This is a genomic window from Nocardia sp. NPDC003726 (assembly GCF_053586955.1).
In genome coordinates this window covers 34,583-50,393 of sequence record NZ_JBSFNF010000004.1, presented here as the reverse complement: position 1 = coordinate 50,393, position 15,811 = coordinate 34,583, and the positions used below count along the sequence as shown (strand labels likewise).

General features: G+C 69.7%; 15 protein-coding genes. 11 read left to right on the top strand and 4 right to left on the bottom strand.

Going from position 1 to position 15,811, the window contains the following annotated elements; all coding sequences use genetic code 11:
- Positions 1–27: 27 nt before the first annotated feature.
- Positions 28–765, bottom strand: coding sequence for a uracil-DNA glycosylase (locus tag ACWDMM_RS06875; RefSeq protein WP_449936400.1), 738 nt, complete (start codon positions 763–765; stop codon positions 28–30).
- 333 nt (positions 766–1,098) lie between these two features.
- On the opposite strand from ACWDMM_RS06875, the gene ACWDMM_RS06870 reads away from it, so the two are divergent.
- The 7 genes from ACWDMM_RS06870 (at position 1,099) to ACWDMM_RS06840 (ending at position 9,180) form a co-directional block, all read left to right on the top strand.
- On the top strand, positions 1,099–1,542 hold the full coding sequence (locus ACWDMM_RS06870; RefSeq protein ID WP_195082449.1) for a GyrI-like domain-containing protein: 444 nt from the start codon (positions 1,099–1,101) through the stop codon (positions 1,540–1,542).
- A complete protein-coding gene (locus ACWDMM_RS06865) occupies positions 1,539–1,973 on the top strand; it encodes an effector binding domain-containing protein (RefSeq protein WP_039801008.1) in 435 nt (144 codons plus the stop codon). The genes ACWDMM_RS06870 and ACWDMM_RS06865 overlap by 4 nt, the downstream gene beginning before the upstream one ends.
- 355 nt (positions 1,974–2,328) lie before the next feature.
- Entirely contained in the window at positions 2,329–2,994 is a 666-nt protein-coding gene (locus ACWDMM_RS06860) for a hypothetical protein (protein WP_195082450.1), read from the top strand.
- The gene (locus tag ACWDMM_RS06855; RefSeq protein ID WP_449936397.1) at positions 2,984–5,119 is read left to right on the top strand and encodes an Rv1355c family protein; all 2,136 of its coding nucleotides are present in this window, start codon (positions 2,984–2,986) and stop codon (positions 5,117–5,119) included. Before ACWDMM_RS06860 ends, ACWDMM_RS06855 begins: the two co-directional genes overlap by 11 nt.
- Before the next feature lie 43 nt (positions 5,120–5,162).
- On the top strand, positions 5,163–7,004 hold the full coding sequence (locus ACWDMM_RS06850) for a putative bifunctional diguanylate cyclase/phosphodiesterase (RefSeq protein WP_323124167.1): 1,842 nt from the start codon (positions 5,163–5,165) through the stop codon (positions 7,002–7,004).
- 93 nt (positions 7,005–7,097) lie between these two features.
- Entirely contained in the window at positions 7,098–8,225 is a 1,128-nt protein-coding gene (locus ACWDMM_RS06845; RefSeq protein ID WP_357208028.1) for a glycosyltransferase, read from the top strand.
- A gap of 115 nt (positions 8,226–8,340) precedes the next feature.
- Positions 8,341–9,180 carry an SDR family oxidoreductase gene (locus ACWDMM_RS06840; protein WP_357208026.1) on the top strand — a complete coding sequence of 280 codons (840 nt, stop codon included), beginning with the start codon at positions 8,341–8,343 and terminating at the stop codon, positions 9,178–9,180.
- On the opposite strand, the gene soxR is transcribed toward ACWDMM_RS06840, so the two are convergent.
- Positions 9,149–9,637 carry a redox-sensitive transcriptional activator SoxR gene (gene soxR, locus ACWDMM_RS06835; RefSeq protein ID WP_449936394.1) on the bottom strand — a complete coding sequence of 163 codons (489 nt, stop codon included), beginning with the start codon at positions 9,635–9,637 and terminating at the stop codon, positions 9,149–9,151. The two genes, ACWDMM_RS06840 and soxR, sit on opposite strands and share 32 nt — an antisense overlap.
- Before the next feature lie 135 nt (positions 9,638–9,772).
- Here soxR and arcA point away from each other — a divergent pair, with 135 nt between their 5' ends.
- Positions 9,773–11,029, top strand: a complete 1,257-nt coding sequence (gene arcA, locus ACWDMM_RS06830) for an arginine deiminase (RefSeq protein WP_195082454.1) — start codon at positions 9,773–9,775, stop codon at positions 11,027–11,029.
- A gap of 8 nt (positions 11,030–11,037) precedes the next feature.
- Positions 11,038–11,397, top strand: a complete 360-nt coding sequence (locus ACWDMM_RS06825; RefSeq protein WP_195044206.1) for a GntR family transcriptional regulator — start codon at positions 11,038–11,040, stop codon at positions 11,395–11,397.
- A 58-nt stretch (positions 11,398–11,455) separates the two neighbouring features.
- Here ACWDMM_RS06825 and ACWDMM_RS06820 read toward each other — a convergent pair whose 3' ends face one another.
- Complete coding sequence (locus ACWDMM_RS06820) at positions 11,456–13,081, bottom strand: dolichyl-phosphate-mannose--protein mannosyltransferase (RefSeq protein WP_195082455.1); 1,626 nt, start codon at positions 13,079–13,081, stop codon at positions 11,456–11,458.
- Between the two features lie 169 nt (positions 13,082–13,250).
- Between ACWDMM_RS06820 and rsmI the strand changes: the two genes are divergently transcribed.
- A complete protein-coding gene (gene rsmI / locus ACWDMM_RS06815; protein ID WP_323124155.1) occupies positions 13,251–14,099 on the top strand; it encodes a 16S rRNA (cytidine(1402)-2'-O)-methyltransferase in 849 nt (282 codons plus the stop codon).
- 65 nt (positions 14,100–14,164) lie between these two features.
- Positions 14,165–14,917, top strand: coding sequence for an isocitrate lyase/PEP mutase family protein (locus ACWDMM_RS06810; RefSeq protein WP_195082456.1), 753 nt, complete (start codon positions 14,165–14,167; stop codon positions 14,915–14,917).
- Positions 14,918–14,995: 78 nt separating this feature from the next.
- On the opposite strand, the gene ACWDMM_RS06805 is transcribed toward ACWDMM_RS06810, so the two are convergent.
- Complete coding sequence (locus tag ACWDMM_RS06805) at positions 14,996–15,664, bottom strand: TetR/AcrR family transcriptional regulator (RefSeq protein ID WP_195082457.1); 669 nt, start codon at positions 15,662–15,664, stop codon at positions 14,996–14,998.
- Between the last annotated feature and the right edge of the window lie 147 nt (positions 15,665–15,811).

Genomic DNA, 15,811 nt, shown 5'->3' with positions numbered 1-15,811 from the left:
CGCTGCCGAGCGGCGATGCGCGCCCGGTCATCCGCGCGGCGCGTGGCCGCGCCGCACCTCGAGCCCCGCGGCCAGCGCCGCTTCGGCCAGCACCGCTTCCAGCATGGTCGGGGTGAGTCGTCCGGTGAAGGTGTTCTGCTGACTGACGTGGTAGCAGCCGAACAAGTGCAGCGGAGCGCGGCCCGCCTCGGACGCCGCCAGTTCGACGTGCGCGCCGTGGCCGAATTTCGGTCGCGGGCGCGGCACGGCCCAGCCGGCGCCCGCCAGCACCGGAAGCAGGGCTTGCCAGCCGAACGCGCCGAGCACCACCACCGCGCGGACGGTGGGCGTCAGCAGGCGCAATTCGGTTTTCAGCCAGTGACCGCAGCGATCCCGCTCGGCCGGTGTCGGCTTGTTGTCCGGCGGCGCGCAGTGCACCGGGGCGGTGACGCGCACGCCGTGCAGCCGCAGACCGTCGTCGGCGCTGACCGCCGTCGGCTGGTTGGCCAGACCCACCGCGTGCAGCGCCGCGAAGAGCACGTCGCCGCTGCGGTCGCCCGTGAACATGCGGCCGGTGCGGTTGCCGCCGTGTGCGGCGGGTGCGAGGCCGACGAGGAGCATCCGCGCGTCCGCCGGACCGAAGCCGGGTACCGGGCGGCCCCAATAGGTCTGGTCGCGGAAGGCGGCGCGTTTGTCTCGCGCGACGAGTTCACGCCACGCGACCAGTCTGGGGCAGGCGAAGCAGTCGGCGACCGCCGCGTCGAGTTCGGCGATGGTCCGGCACACGTCAGTGGCCGTCCGGGGTGGTTCCGGCGCGACTCCCCGGGCGCCGGGATCGGCCGAAGATCGGCGTCTCGTGCATCAGAACTCCGTTCGGTGCTGCCACGGGAGGGACGAACCGGACGATCGCGCTTCGAGGCGACCGGCCGGTGCCGTTGCCCGTTGATCGGTCCCGTCCGGACCGTACCGCTTCGGACATCCGTCCAGTTCAGCGGGGTGATCGAGCGGTCACCGACGGTGATATGTGATCGGTACCACCCGGTCCGGGTTGGTAGCATGGCGGTTCCGACCGACCGGATGCGGTGGTTCACCTCCGGCTTCTTTCGAAAGAGTCTTTCCATGCAGTTTGAGATCGTCGAGCGGGACGAGACGTGGGTTGCCGGGCTGCCGGTACGCAGCCCCAAACGCGCGCTCGGGGAACTGCGTGACCGCGATCTGGAGGCCGCCTGGGCCGCGGTGCTGCACCAGGAACTCGGCGGCCCGCTGGCCAGCGCCTACACCGATTACACCGGTGAGCTGGGCACGTACAACACCCAGATCGTCGGGTATCAGTGCGCGTCCTTCGGTGAAGTCACCCGCGGTCACCTGGTGGCCCGGCTGCCGCGCGGCGCCTACGCCCGGTTCTCCTCGGTGGGCAACTTCCCGCAGGTGATGACCGACCTGTGGACGCAGATCGCCTACGCCGAGGAACACAACCAGATCAAACGGACCTACACCGGCGATTTCGAGTGCTATCCGCACGCCTACAAGATCGATCTGTACCTGGCGGTCGACGCGCGATGAGCTATGCGATCGTGGTGCGGGCCGAGGCGATCTACGGCGGGCTGGTCGTCCCGCGGGTGCGCCCGAGCTTCAAGGTCAGCAACAGCGACCTCATCGAGTTCCTCAAGGACCGGCTGCGCGACCGGGACGGTGCCGACCGTCCGATGTACACGGTGTACGTGCCGGACCCGGCCGGGAACTACAACGCGGTGGTCTGTTTCGAGTATCCCGCGCCGGACGCCGTGCCGGTGGGCGACGTCTTGGTACGCGTCCCCAAAGGCGTCTATGCCCGATTCGCGCCGAACGGCGACTATCACGATCCGGTGGAGGACGTCTGGGCGCAGGTAGACGACGCGACGGCATCCGCGGAGATCACGCGGGCCTACCGTGAAGAGATCGAGATCTGGCACGGCCCGGAATCGGTCGAGTTGTTCATTTCCATCCTCGTTTAGCTTGCTGATAAGTAACTAACCCCGAACCAACTGGTCTCCATGTTATTTCCGATATGGAATACATTCGGTTTGACCTGCGAAGATATCGCGTGTACCGGAGAGTTTTCGGAAGATTAGCCGGACGGCTGGTCAATTCCTGTCCGATGACGGATACTGCCCTGGGCAACTTCGTCTCGGCTCGGGCCGTGGGGGGCTGCATCGGGCTGGACTATCGCGCATGGCAGCGCGGCGATGGAGTAGGAACAACATGACTGTGGATCTGATTGCAGTCGTGCCGAGGAACTCCCGTGGGCGGGGAGTGCGACGGTATTACGACGCGCAATCCGAGTGTGCGTTCTTTGTCTCCGAACCGGACGTGCAACCGGAACTCTGGCGCCGGTATCTGCACGGGGCGCGGGAGGTCTACCGGCGTTTCGGTGTCGAACAGGCGCTCGAATACGAATCGGTCGCCGACGGGGCGTCGTCGTCGCTGTTCTTCGTCGCGCTCGACGCCGGCGGCGAGATGGTCGCGGGGGTGCGGATGCAGGGCCCGTACACCGACGCGCGGCAGGCGCACGCGCTGGTCGAGTGGGCCGGTCAGCCGGGCGCGGACGACCTGCGGCGGATGATTGCCGACCGGATACCGCAGGGCGTGGTCGAGGCCAAAGGCGCGTGGGTCGCTCGTGACGCCGCCCACCGGGGCGAACTCAGTGCCGCGATCTCACGCACCGTGCTGCACGGCGCGCGCCTGCTCGGCGCCCGCTACGGTTTCGCGACGGTGGCCTCCTTCACCGTGGCCCGCCACGAGGCCTGCGGCGCCGTCGCGGCCGAACACATCCGCGCGGTGCCGTATCCGGACGAGCGCTACCGAACCGTTCCATTGTGGTGGGACACCCGCGGCCACGCCGCGATAGCCGAGGAGTCGCAGCGATTCCTGACGCGACGCGAACAGGACGAGCTCGGCCTGCCTGCCGAGCATCCGGCCGACCTGCGATGCGGAATCGGGCGGGCGACGGAGGGCCGGCGCGGACATGGGCGATGACCGCAGCCGAGCGGCGGATCACCGGCCACTGATCCTCGACCCCGCCGAACCCGAGGACGCGCGGACACTCGCCGCGCTGCGCGCCGACCCGCATATCGAATTCCGCGACCTGCGCGCGTCCTTGCGGTCCGAACACGACAGAATGGTGGCCGCGCCGGATTTCACGGAGGGGCCGGAAGCGGATCGCTGGATCTACTATCCCTGGCGCGCCGCGGTGGTCGCATTGCCGGGGCCGCGCACTTTCCGGATGATCCGGCTCGATCGCAATCGCAACAAACTGACCAGGGCCGAACAGGAACGTCTGGCCGGACGCGCCATCGGGATCATCGGACAAAGCGCAGGGCACGCGATCGCGCATCTGCTCGCACTGGAGGGCGTTTGCGGGGAACTGCGGTTGGCCGACCTGGACGATATCGAGTTGTCGAATCTGAACCGGGTCCCTGGAACGCTGTTCGACATCGGCGTCAACAAAGCGGTGGTAACCGCGCGCCGGATCGCCGAGTTGGACCCTTATCTCCCGGTGCGGATCTTCGAGACCGGAGTCGATGAGAATTCGGTGGACGAGTTCGTGGACGGTCTCGCGATAGTGGTCGAGGAATGCGATTCACTGGATATGAAACTCGTGGTTCGCGAGGCGGCGGCGCGGCACCGTGTTCCCGTACTGATGGAAACCAGCGACCGCGGTTTGCTGGACGTCGAGCGTTTCGATCTCGAACCGGGACGCCCCGCGTTTCACGGATTACTCGGCGAGGTCAGCGCGCAGGATCTGCGCGGGCTGACCTCGCGCGAGAAGGCGCCGTTCGTGGTGCAGCTGCTCGGCGCCGCCGGGCTGTCGCCGCGGCTGGGGGCGAGCCTGGTCGAAGTCGGCGAGACGGTGAACAGCTGGCCGCAGCTGGCCGGTGACGTCGCCCTCGGGGCCGCGAGCGTGGCCGCCGCGGTGCGCCGCATCGGTCTGGGCATGAAGCTGGATTCCGGCCGTGTCCGCATCGATGTGGAAGGGCATCTCGACGAGCTGGCCGACCCGCCGCCGAACGACGAGCCGGTGTGGGCCGACGCGCCGCCGGAGCCCGCCTGCGGGCCCGTCGAAAGCGTCCTCGCCTGCGCGCAACGGGCTCCTTCCGGGGGAAACATGCAGCCGTGGTCGTTGCGCGCCGGGCCCGACGACATCTCCATCGAGCTGGCGCCGGAGTACAGCACGGCGATGGACATCGGCTATCGCGGCAGCGCGGTGGCGCTCGGCGCGGCCGTGTACAACGCCCGGGTCGCCGCGGCCGCGCACGGCATCCTCGGCCCGCACGAGTTCGTCGAGGGCGCCCCTGGGTCCGGTCGTCTCCTCGCCCGCCTGCGGCTGGGGAACGATCGCAATGCCGAGCTGGCGGCCGACTATCCCGCTGTGCTGCGCCGCGAGACCAACCGCAGGGCCGGTACCGGGGCCAGGCTGGCCGACGGCGTGCTGGATGAGCTCACGGCTGTCGCCGAAGCGGCCGGTGCGCGTCTGCGCGCGGTCGTGGAACCGGAGGACATCGAAGAAGCTGCGCGTTTGCTGGGGGATTCCGATCGCATTCGCTATCTCACGCCCCGTTTATACGAGGAAATGCTCGCCGAAGTCCGCTGGGCCCACGACGACCCGGAGACCGGAATCGACGCGCGCAGCCTGGAACTGACCGGCGACGAGCGAGCGGCGTTCGAGATCACCGCCCGCGCCGACGTCATGGCGCAGGTGCGGTCCTGGTCGGGTGGTTCGGCGCTGGGGAAATACACCGGTGACCGGGTGCGGTCCAGTTCCGCCATTCTGGCGGTGACCTTCGACGCGATCGACCCGCGATTGACCGACTACGCGGCGGCGGGCGCTGCGGTCGCGCGGGTTTGGGTGCGGGCCGAGCGCCTCGGATTGTGCGTGCAGCCGATTTCGCCGGTATACCTCTACGCCCGACGCCATGGCGAACTTGCTGCGATTTCCCCCGACTTCGCGGATACACTAGCGTCACTTCAGGGCCGTTTCCTGGACCTGCTGGAAGTGCCTGAGCATGAGACCATGGCGTTGGTGCTTCGCCTGAGCTACGCCTCCGCCGCCACCGTACGCAGCAGGCGGCGTCCGGTGCTCGGTGTGGACACCAGTAGTTAGCGCGATCGGAGACAATGTGCCACGGCGGACACTCGACTCGTTGGTGACCCAGGTCGCCTCTGAGCTCATGGGTGTGGACGCCACGACCATGGTCGCCGCCACCGAGCGGGTGCTCGCACAACTGGTCGAGTACTTCGACGTGGATTTCAGCTACGTGCGCCACACCGACCGCGAACGCCGGGCAACCGTGCTCATCGCCGAGTGGCCGCACCGCCAGAACATTCCCGATCCCGATCCGCTCGGCGTCATCTATTTCGACGGCGCCGACCCGGTCTTCCGCGCCCTGGAGAACGCGACCGAGCCGATGGTCGCGCGCCCGACCCCGGAATTCGCCGATTACCAGGAGACCGTTCGCCGCGGCTCCGGCATCGTCGGGGTGACCTCGGCGGCGGTCCCGCTGCTGTCGCGCGGCGAGCCGACCGGCGTGCTCGGGTTCGTGAAGTCGGGTGATCGCGAGTGGAGCAATCGCGAACTCAACGTGCTCAAAGCCATCGCGGCTCTGTTCGCGCAACTGCAAGCGCGGGTGGTCGCGGAGGAACGTCTGCGATATATCGCGCTGCACGACGACCTGACCGGGCTGGCGAACCGGCGTGCGCTGCTCGAGCACATGGAGGAGCGATTACGCGCGGGCAGTCCCGGCCCGGTGGCCGCGTTCTTCCTTGACCTGGATCGCTTGAAAGCGCTCAACGATTTCCTCGGCCACACCGCGGGGGACAACTTCATCCGCACCTTGTCGACGCGATTGCGGGAGAACCTGGACCCGAACGACATGATCGCGCGACTAGGGGGCGACGAATTCGTCATCGTCCCCGCCAAGCCGATGGACGCGGTGGCCGCCGAGTACGAGGCGAACCGCATCCAGCAGTTGATCGCCCGGCGCGTCACCGTGGGCGGCGAGTCGGTCAGCCGGGGCGCCAGCGTCGGCGTCGCGCTCGGCTTCCCCGGGGAGACCACGGTCGCCGATGTGCTGCGCCGCGCCGATCACGCCCTGTTGTCGGCGAAATCCGGCGGCGGCAACGGCGTTGCGGTGTTCACCGACACCATGCGCGCGCAGTTCGAACTCCAGGACGACGTGGAGCTCAACCTGCGCGGCGCGGTGTCGGACGGCTCGCTGCTGTTGCACTACCAGCCCGAGGTGGATCTGCGCACCGGCCGCATCGTCGCGTTGGAGGCGCTGGTCCGCTGGCTGCACCCGACCAGGGGGTTGCTGCCGCCCGCCGCGTTCGTCACCGTCGCCGAGGCGACGAACCTGGCCGGTGAACTGGGGCGCTGGGTGATCCGGTCGGCCTGTGCGCAATTCGCCGAATGGCGCAGGCGCGGCCTTGCGGGCAATGTCGTGATGCGGATCAACGTCTCGCCGGTGCAGTTGGTGAGCCTCGATTTCGTCGAGCGCATCGAGGACATCCTGCGCCTGTTCGGCATCGACGGCAGCTCGGTGTGCCTGGAGATCACCGAGCACGTCGTGGTCCAGGACCTGGCCAGGACCCAGGTCACGCTGCGCGGGCTCAAGCGGATGGGCGTGCAGATCGCCATCGACGATTTCGGCACCGGCTACAGCTCGCTGTCGCATCTGAAGGCGCTGCCGGTGGACGCGGTGAAGATCGACCGAGGTTTCGTGCAGCGGCTCGGCGCCAGCACCGACGATCTGGCCATCGTGAAATCCATCATCGGTCTGGCCGGCTCGTTCGGGCTGGGCGTGGTCGGTGAGGGCGTCGAGACGGCGGTGGCCGCGCGCACCCTGGTCGGCCTCGGCTGCTACCGCGCGCAGGGCTTCCTCATCGCGAAGCCGATGCCGGCCGAGCAGGTCGAGACGCATCTCGCCGCGGGCCGGATTCCGCTGGATCTCGATCTGCCGCGGGCCGGTCGCGGGCTGCCCGCGCACTGAGATCACGGCCTCCGCCGCCGGTTATCCCGTTCTTTCACGGCAGTTCATGCGGCGTTGGGCGCGGGTAACCCGATCCGCTGCACGATCGGCGACGTGCGCATAGTTCAGCTTGCGAACTTCTACGGCCCGCGGTCGGGTGGGTTGCGCACGGCGCTGCACCACCTGGGCGAGGGTTACGTCGCCGCCGGACACGACGTGGTGCTGATCGTGCCGGGCCCGCACCGGTCGGAGGAGATCCTGCCCACCGGGGTCGTGCGGATCACGCTGCCGGCGTTGGCCATTCCGTGGACCGGCGGTTACCGTGCCGCCGATCCACGCCGGGTGGCCGACGTCCTGGACGGATTGCGGCCGGACGTGCTCGAGGTCTCCGACCGGTTGACGCTGCGCGGCTTCGGTCGCTGGGCGCGGCGGCGCGGCGTGACCGGCGTGATGATCTCCCACGAGCGGCTCGACCGCCTGCTCGGTCAGGTGCTGCCCGGTCCGATGGCGCGGCGGTGCGCCGACGTGGCCAACCGGCACACCGCCACCGATTACGACATCGTCGTGTGCACCACCCGCTTCGCGCGGGAGGAGTTCTCGCGCATCGGCGCGGAGAACGTCGAGCTGGTCCCGCTCGGCGTCGACCTCGAGCTGTTCAATCCGCACCGGCGTGATCGCGGGCTGCGGGCCGATCTGGGGGTCCCGGGTCATCCGCTGCTGGTGCACTGCGGCCGGTTGTCGGTCGAGAAACGGGTGGATCGCAGCATCGAGGCGGTCGGCGCGTTGCGGGAAGCAGGCATCGAGGCGCGGTTGGTCGTCGCCGGGGACGGTCCGCGCCGGGAGGCGTTGCGGCGGCGGGCCCGCGCGCTGGCCCCGCTGCCCGGCGGGGTGCCCGCCGTGCACTTCACCGGTTTCATCGCCGAGCGCGCGATGGTCGCCACCCTGCTCGCCACCGCCGACGTCTCGCTGGCGCCGGGCCCGCACGAGACCTTCGGCCTCGCGGCGCTGGAGGCGCTCGCGGCGGGCACGCCCGTGGTGGCGAGCCGATCCTCCGCGCTGGCCGACATCGTGACCGCCGACTGCGGCGCGGTGGCCGCCGACCATCCCTCCGCGTTCGCGCGGGCGGTCAGCGACGTGCTCGCCATGCCGCAGGCCCGTCGGCGCAGCGCCGCGCGCAGTCGCGCCGAGCAGTTCACCTGGCCGCGCGCCGTCGCGGGCATGCTGGCGGTACTGGGTCGTTGACGGCGTCCCGGTCGGCGGCCGTCCGCTGGACTACCCTGCGGAGAACCGATTCGGCGATTCGAGATGGGATGCGCAGTTGCTGGGTAGAGGTCGCGGGCGAGCGGGTCGAACGACGGTGCGCGATGCGAAGGTGCTGGTCACGGGTGCGGCGAGCGGCATAGGCCGGGCCACCGCGCTGGCCGCCGCCGCGCAGGGGGCGCATCTGGTGCTCACCGACATCAACGCCGAGGGCTTGGACGCCACGGTGGCGGACATCCGCGCGGCGGGCGGGGACGTCGCCGCGGCGCGAGCGCTGGACATCACCGACTACGACGCCGTGCGCGCCTTCGCCGACCGGGTGCACGCGGACCTCGGCAGCCTGGACGTCGTGATGAACATCGCGGGCACGTCGGTCTGGGGGACGGTGGAGAACCTGGAGCACAAGCACTGGCGGCGCATGGTCGAGGTCAACCTGATGGGGCCGATCCACGTCATCGAGACGTTCGTGCCGCCCATGGTGCGCGCGGGCAATGGCGGTGCGCTGGTGAACGTGTCGTCGGCGGCGGGCCTGCTCGCGTTGCCGTGGCACGCGGCCTACAGCGCGGGCAAATTCGGCATTCGCGGCGTGTCCGAGGTCCTGCGGGTGGATCTGGCGCAGCACGGCATCTCGGTGCACTTGGTGGCGCCCGGCGCGGTGAACACTCCGCTGGTGCACAGCGTCGAGCTGGTCGGGGTGAACAAAGAGGACCCGAAGATCAAGCGGCTCACCGCGGCGTTCACCGAGCACGCGGTGCCGCCGGAGCGGGTGGCCACGGCGATACTGCGCGGGATCGAACGCAATCGGTTCCTGATCTACAGCTCGTTCGACATCCGTTTCGGTTACTGGTGGAAGCGCAAGTTCGCCTTTCCCTACGAGTTCCTGATGCGGCGCACCAGCGCGCGGTTCAGCAGGCTGTTGGCTTCGACGGGCAGTTGAGCTGCACGTCGAGCACCCGCGCGCCGGGGCCTTCGGCGCCGAGCCGGTCGTGCTCGTTGACCAGGCGGCAGGTGCCGAGGGACAGGCAGCCGCAGCCGATGCAGCCGGTGAGGCTGTCGCGCAGCCGGATCAGCTGGGTGATCCGGTCGTCGAGGTCGGCGCGCCAGGTGGTGGACAGGGTCTCCCAGTCGCGCCGGGTGGGCGTGCGGCCTTCCGGCAGTTGATCGAGGGCGGCGCGGATCTCGCTCAGCGGTATGCCGACGCGCTGGGAGATGCGGATGAACGCCACGCGGCGCAAGGTCTCGCGGGCATATCTGCGCTGATTCCCGCTGGTGCGTCTGCTCGTGATGAGCCCTTCGCGTTCGTAGAAGTGCAACGCGGAGACCGCGACTCCACTACGCTCGGAGAGCTGCCCGGGGGTCAGCTCTTTCGCCCGCCAATCGGCTGCTGTCGACATGCACGCTCCTCCCAATCACCTCAACAATACTTGAGGTTAGGGTGTGTCGGATCGGATTCGCCGATCGCATGGCGATCCGCACGCCGAAGCCGGAATTTCCGTGCTCTCCCGGCCGCGGCGCACTACGGTTCGATCATGGGAGCAGATGCTGTGTCCGCGCGGGAGGGCGCGCGTTTGGCCGTGACATCCGAAGTCGGCACGCTGCGTACGGTGCTGTTGCACCGGCCTGGCAACGAACTGCGCAGGCTGACCCCGCGCAACAACGATCAGTTGCTGTTCGACGGCATCCCGTGGGTGGAGCGCGCACAGCAGGAGCACGACACGTTCGCCGACGTCCTGCGCGGCCGCGGCACCGAGGTGCTGTTGCTGTCGGACCTGCTCGCCGAGACCATCGAGGTCAGCGGCGCGGCGCGGATCCAGGGCATCTCGGCTGCCGTCGACGCGCGCAGGCTGGGACACACGCTGGCCGACGAACTGGCCGCCTACCTGCGCGGCGTGCCCGCGCGGGAACTGGCCGAGATCCTGATGGCGGGGATGACCTTCGACGAGTTGCCGTTCGGGCCCGACGCCACCTCGCTGGTGCGCCGCATGCACCACGGCGGCGACTTCGTCATCGATCCGCTGCCCAATCTGCTGTTCACCCGGGATTCCTCGTTCTGGGTGGGGCCGCGCGTCGCGATCACCTCGCTGGCGCTGCCCGCCCGGGCCAGGGAGACCTCGCTGACCGATCTGATCTACGCGTTCCATCCCCGCTTCCTGGGCGTGCGCCGGGCGTACGAATCGCATACCGCTCCGATCGAAGGGGGCGACGTGCTGCTGCTGTCGGACGGTGTGGTCGCGGTGGGCGTCGGCGAGCGCACCTCGCCCGCGGGGGCGGAAGCGTTGGCGCGCAGCCTGTTCGACGACGACCTCGCCCACACCGTGCTGGTGGTGCCGATCGCGCAGACCCGAGCGACCATGCATTTGGACACGGTGTGCACGATGGTCGACGCCGACGCCATCGTGATGTATCCGGCGGTGCGTGAATCGCTGTGCGCCTTCACCATCCGCAAGGCCGACGACTACGGCGGACGGCTCGGCAGCGGCCGGGTCGACATCAGCGGCCCCGATCCGTTCCTGCCCGCGGCCGCCGAGGCGATGGGCATCGGCAAGCTGCGGGTGATCGACACGGGGCTGGACGGCGTCACCGCCGAACGGGAGCAGTGGGACGACGGCAACAACACCCTCGCGCTCGCTCCTGGCGTGGTCGTCGCCTACGAGCGCAACGAGATGACCAACGCCAGACTGGAGGACGAAGGCATCGAGGTGCTGCGCATCCCCGGCTCGGAACTCGGCTCCGGCCGCGGCGGCCCGCGCTGCCTGTCCTGCCCGCTGTCGCGCGACGAGCTGTGAGCGCGGGCATGTTCACCATCACGGTCTCGCACGACTCCGCTGTGCCGCCCTACGAGCAGCTACGCCTCGGCATCATCGCCCAGGTGCGCTCCGGCGAGCTGACCGCGGGCACCAAGATCCCCACCGTCCGCGCCCTTGCGGCCCAACTCGGCCTCGCCCCCAACACGGTGGCACGCGCCTACCGCGAGCTGGAGGCGGACGGGGTGGTCGAAACCCGGGGCAGGCAAGGTTCGTTCATCGCCTCCTCAGGAGACCCGACCCGCGACGTGGCGGGCCGCGCGGCCACGGCGTACGTCGCGACCGTGCGCAGACTGGGTTTGGACGACGCCACCGCCCTCCGCTACGTGCAGGCGGCGCTGGAAGGTTGAGGTGTCCGGCCGTCTGCCCGGGCTGATCGCCGTCTTCGCGACGGGCTGGTCACACCTCTCACCTCCAGCTGGGCAGCCAGAGGTGGTCGTGCCAGTTGGCCGGGGTGATCGGTAGCGCGGTGAGAATCGGCCACAGCCAGATGAAATTGGCGATCACCAGGCCCAGGTAGAGGCAGACCGCGAGGAGGCCGAGGCTGCGGCGTTCGTTCGGGGGAGCGGGCAGGTAGGTCCCGGCGGGGCTGCGTGGGATGGTGCTCGCCCGCGCGGGGCCGAGCACGTCGCCGAGCACCAGCGCCACGCCCATCGCCAGGAACGGAGCCATCGGGACGGCGTAGAAGTAGTACATCTGCCGGTCGAGGGTGGCGAACCAGGGCAGCAGCGCGGCGCCGTAGCCGACCAGCACCGCGCCGTGGCGCCAGTCGCGCCGGACCACGGCGCGCCACAGCATCCAGGCCAGCACCGGGAAGGCCACCCACCAGATGGCGGGCGTCCCGATCAGCATCACGGCCTTCACGCATTGGGTCTGCCCGCACCCGGTGACGCCGCTGTCGGCGTAGTAGTACAGCATCGGGCGCAAGCCCATCGGCCAGGTCCACGGCTTGGATTCCCAGGGGTGATGGTTGCCCGCCGAATTGGTCAGTTCCGTGTGGAATTCCAGCGATCTGGCATTGAAATACCAGAGCGAACGCAGTGCGCCCGGCACCACGTGCGACCAGAATCCTCCGGTGCCGATCGGATCCGTCGGCGCGGACGGATTGCCCGGCATGTACCGGTACACGCCGGTCTCGCTCGCGAACCAGGCCCAGTAGCTGGCCAGATAGACGCCGAGCGGCACGAGCACCAGCGCGTACAGCGCGGGCCCGATGTCGCGCAGCGCCACCCCGAGCCAGGGACGGCGCACGCCGTAGAGCCGCCGCGCCGAGAGGTCGAAGTAGACGCTCATCAAGCCGAAGGCGGCGATGAAATAGATCCCGGACCATTTGGTCCCGCAGGCCAGCCCGAGCAGCACGCCGGCGCCGAAGCGCCACCAGCGCACCCCGAGGCGCGGCCCCCAGTCGGTCACGCCGATCCGGCCCTCCGCGTCGGCGCGCGCGAACCGGGCGCGCTCCTCGTCGCGGTCGACGATCAGGCAGCCGAAGGCGGCGGTGACGAACAGCGCCATGAAGATGTCCAGCATGCCGATGCGCGAGGAGACGAAGGTCAGCCCGTCGGCGATCAGCAGGATGCCCGCGATCGCGCCGATCAGCGTCGACCGCGTCATCCGCCGCGTGATCCGGATGACCAGCAGCACCAGCAGTGTGCCGGCGAGCGCGGCGGTGAACCGCCAGCCCCAGCCGTTGTAGCCGAACATCGCCTCGCCGATCGCGATGAACTGCTTGCCGACCGGGGGATGCACCACCAGCCCGTAACCGGGGTTGTCCTCCACCCAGCCGCCGGTGAGCATCTGCCAGGCCTGCGGGGCGTAGTGCTTCTCGTCGAACACGGGGGTGCCCGCGTCGGTCGGGTAATTGAGCATGGTGAAGCGCGTCACCGCCGCGATCGCGGTGAGGAACGCCGTCACCAGCCAGCCGCGCGCGCGGTCGGTCGGCCCGAAGTCGCGTGGCGGCCGCAGCGGTCCCGGGCTCGACCAGGAGGGCACGGACGTGAACCGTGCGGTCGCGCGCTGGTCGGTCACCTGGGTCACGCCTCCGATCGTATGCGGCCTCGCCTCTGCGGGTCTTCAGGCCGTACCGGTTGGGTGGCGCCGGACGGGTTGCCGGTGCGCCTGCCCCTCGTTGCCGCCGGTATCTGCCCGGGTCGCGTCGGTGGATAGGCTGCGGGTGGGGCGGTTACATGATGCGGACAGGAGTGCGGTGGTCAACGAGACGGCGGGCGGGCTGGTGCTCGCGGCGACGCCGATGGGCGATGTCGGTGACGCCTCGCAGCGGCTGCGCGATGCGCTGTCCACGGCCGATGTCGTCGCCGCCGAGGACACCCGTCGCACCAGGTCGCTGGCGAAGGCGCTGGGCGTGGAGATCTCCGGCCGGGTGGTCAGTTTCTACGATCACGTCGAGACCGCGCGGATCCCGATGTTGCTCGACGAGATCGCCGACGGCCGCACGGTCCTGCTGGTGACCGACGCGGGCATGCCGTCGGTGAGCGATCCCGGCTACCGCATGGTGGCGGCGTGCGTGGAGCGGGACCTGCCGGTGACCTGTCTGCCGGGGCCATCGGCGGTGACCACGGCGCTGGCCCTGTCGGCCCTGCCGGTGGAGCGGTTCTGCTTCGACGGTTTCCCGCCGCGCAAATCCGGCCAGCGCCGGGAATGGTTGCGCAGCTTGGTCGCCGAACCGCGCGCCTGCGTCTTCTTCGAGGCGCCGCATCGGCTCGCCGACTGCCTGGCCGACGCGGTCGAGATCCTCGGCGCCGACCGCCGCGCCGCCGTGTGCCGTGAGCTGACCAAGACCTACGAGGAAGTGATCCGGGGGACGCTGGCCGAACTGGCCGAGTGGGCCGTCGAGGGCGCACGCGGCGAGATCACCGTGGTGCTCGCAGGCGCCAAGCCCGCTGCCGTGGACCCGGCCGACCTGGTGGACGCCGTCGAATCCCGCGCCGCGACGGGCCTGCGCCTGAAGGACGCCTGCGCCGAGGTCGCCGCCGCGCACGCCGTCTCCCGGCGCGAGCTCTACGACGCGGTCCTCGCCGCGCGCCGCACCTCCTAGCCGCCGCGGATTCCTCCGCGCGGGGTGGTCGACCCGGAGCGCGGGCGGCGGGCATGATCATCGGTATGACTTCTCTGGAGAGCAAGGCCACGACGTTTCTCGGGTTGCACGTGCCGGGTGATCCGGGCGTCTTCCCGACGGTGTGGGATGCCTGGTCCGCGAAAGTCGCCGTGGCGGCGGGCTTTCCGGCCTTGACGGTCGGCAGTCATCCGCTGGCCGATTCGATCGGCCGCTCGGACGGGGAAGGGATGACCTTCGACGAGTCGCTGACCCGGGTCCGGCAGATCACGGCGGCGGTGGACGTTCCGGTGTCGGTCGACATCGAGTCGGGCTACGGGCAGGAGCCGGCGCGACTGGTCGACGGCCTGCTCGAGGCGGGCGCGATCGGACTGAACATCGAGGACACCGTGCACAGCGAGGGCAAGCGCCTGCGCACGGGCGAGGAACACGCCGCCCTCGTGCACGGACTGCGCGAGGCCGCCGACGCCGCGGGCGTGCACCTGGTGATCAACGCGCGCACCGACCTGCTCCTGCGCCAGGACGGGGACGAGGCCGACCGGGTGGACCGCGCGATCGAGCGGCTGAGGCTGGCCGCCGAGGCGGGCGCGGACGTGTTGTTCCCGGTGGGCAGGCACGCCGACGCCGACATGCGCCGCTTGACCGGTGAACTGCCGCTGCCGATCAGCGCGACCGTCCTCCCCGATCAGGCCGACAAGGCCGCCCTCGCCGACCAAGGCGTCGCGCGGATCACCTTCGGCCCGTTCTTGCAGGCCGCGCTGACGAGGGAGATCAATACCCTGCTCGACCGCTGGAAGTGAGAAACGCTCTCGCGATGAGCCCCACCGGGCGACCGGTGGGGCGGGCGGCGCACCGGCCGAGCGCACACGCCGTCTCGATCAGGACGGAACGGGCAGTCCGAGCGCGCTCATGACGAACTGGACGAACAGCGGCGCCAGATCCGGGACGCGCGCCGGTCCGTCGGAGACGATCACTCGCCGCGTCCGCTCGCCGATCGCGTCCGGGATGAGGGCGATCAGGCCGTCGGACAGCTCGGGCAGCGCCGGGTCCGTCGCGCGCGCCTCGTCGTAGAACACCCGGTACAGCTGAGCGAAGCGGTCGACGGCCAGATCGCGATAGCCGACGGCCTCCTGGTTCACCTTGAACGACTCCACGAGCACCAGCCTGGCGAAATCCGGCTCGGTGGCGACGGTCTGGCAGAAGGTGACGACGATGGATTCGATCTTCGCGTAGGCGTCCGCGTCCGGCGGCAGCTGGGCCAGCTCGTCGGCGATCCTGGTCGCCATGATGTCGACGCCGGTGTGCACGGCCTCGGCGAAGCACTCCTCTTTGTTCGCGAAGTGGTCGTAGAAGGTCGTCCGCGAAACCCTGGCTCTGGCAACGATGTCGGTGAGGGTGGTGGCCGGATAGCCCTTGTTGTCGACCGACTCCACCATGGCCTCGACCAGCCTGCCGCGCTGCGACGTGAGCACGGCCTCGCGTGCCGCCCGATGCCGTTCGGCGAAACCGGACCGGTGAACGGATGCCGTCGCGTGCTGCTGGCCCATAAGTGCCCTCTCTGTGCCGGAACCGATTCCGAACGGAACGTCGTCGTACCGATCGCACACGGTCCGGGGCGTCGCCAGGCCGCGAACCGGTGTTTCATTATCCGACAACGCATTCCACGGCGGGAAGGCAGGTGGATCCACCCGTGG

What these genes read in the sequence shown, in the direction of transcription:
- ACWDMM_RS06870 (WP_195082449.1), top strand. Translation starts at nt 1,099, where the DNA reads ATGCAGTTTGAGATCGTCGAGCGGGACGAGACGTGGGTTGCCGGGCTG.
- ACWDMM_RS06865 (WP_039801008.1), top strand. Translation starts at nt 1,539, where the DNA reads ATGAGCTATGCGATCGTGGTGCGGGCCGAGGCGATCTACGGCGGGCTG.
- ACWDMM_RS06855 (WP_449936397.1), top strand. Translation starts at nt 2,984, where the DNA reads ATGGGCGATGACCGCAGCCGAGCGGCGGATCACCGGCCACTGATCCTC.
- soxR (WP_449936394.1), bottom strand. Translation starts at nt 9,637, where the DNA reads ATGTCGACAGCAGCCGATTGGCGGGCGAAAGAGCTGACCCCCGGGCAG.
- arcA (WP_195082454.1), top strand. Translation starts at nt 9,773, where the DNA reads ATGGGAGCAGATGCTGTGTCCGCGCGGGAGGGCGCGCGTTTGGCCGTG.
- ACWDMM_RS06825 (WP_195044206.1), top strand. Translation starts at nt 11,038, where the DNA reads ATGTTCACCATCACGGTCTCGCACGACTCCGCTGTGCCGCCCTACGAG.
- ACWDMM_RS06810 (WP_195082456.1), top strand. Translation starts at nt 14,165, where the DNA reads ATGACTTCTCTGGAGAGCAAGGCCACGACGTTTCTCGGGTTGCACGTG.
- ACWDMM_RS06805 (WP_195082457.1), bottom strand. Translation starts at nt 15,664, where the DNA reads ATGGGCCAGCAGCACGCGACGGCATCCGTTCACCGGTCCGGTTTCGCC.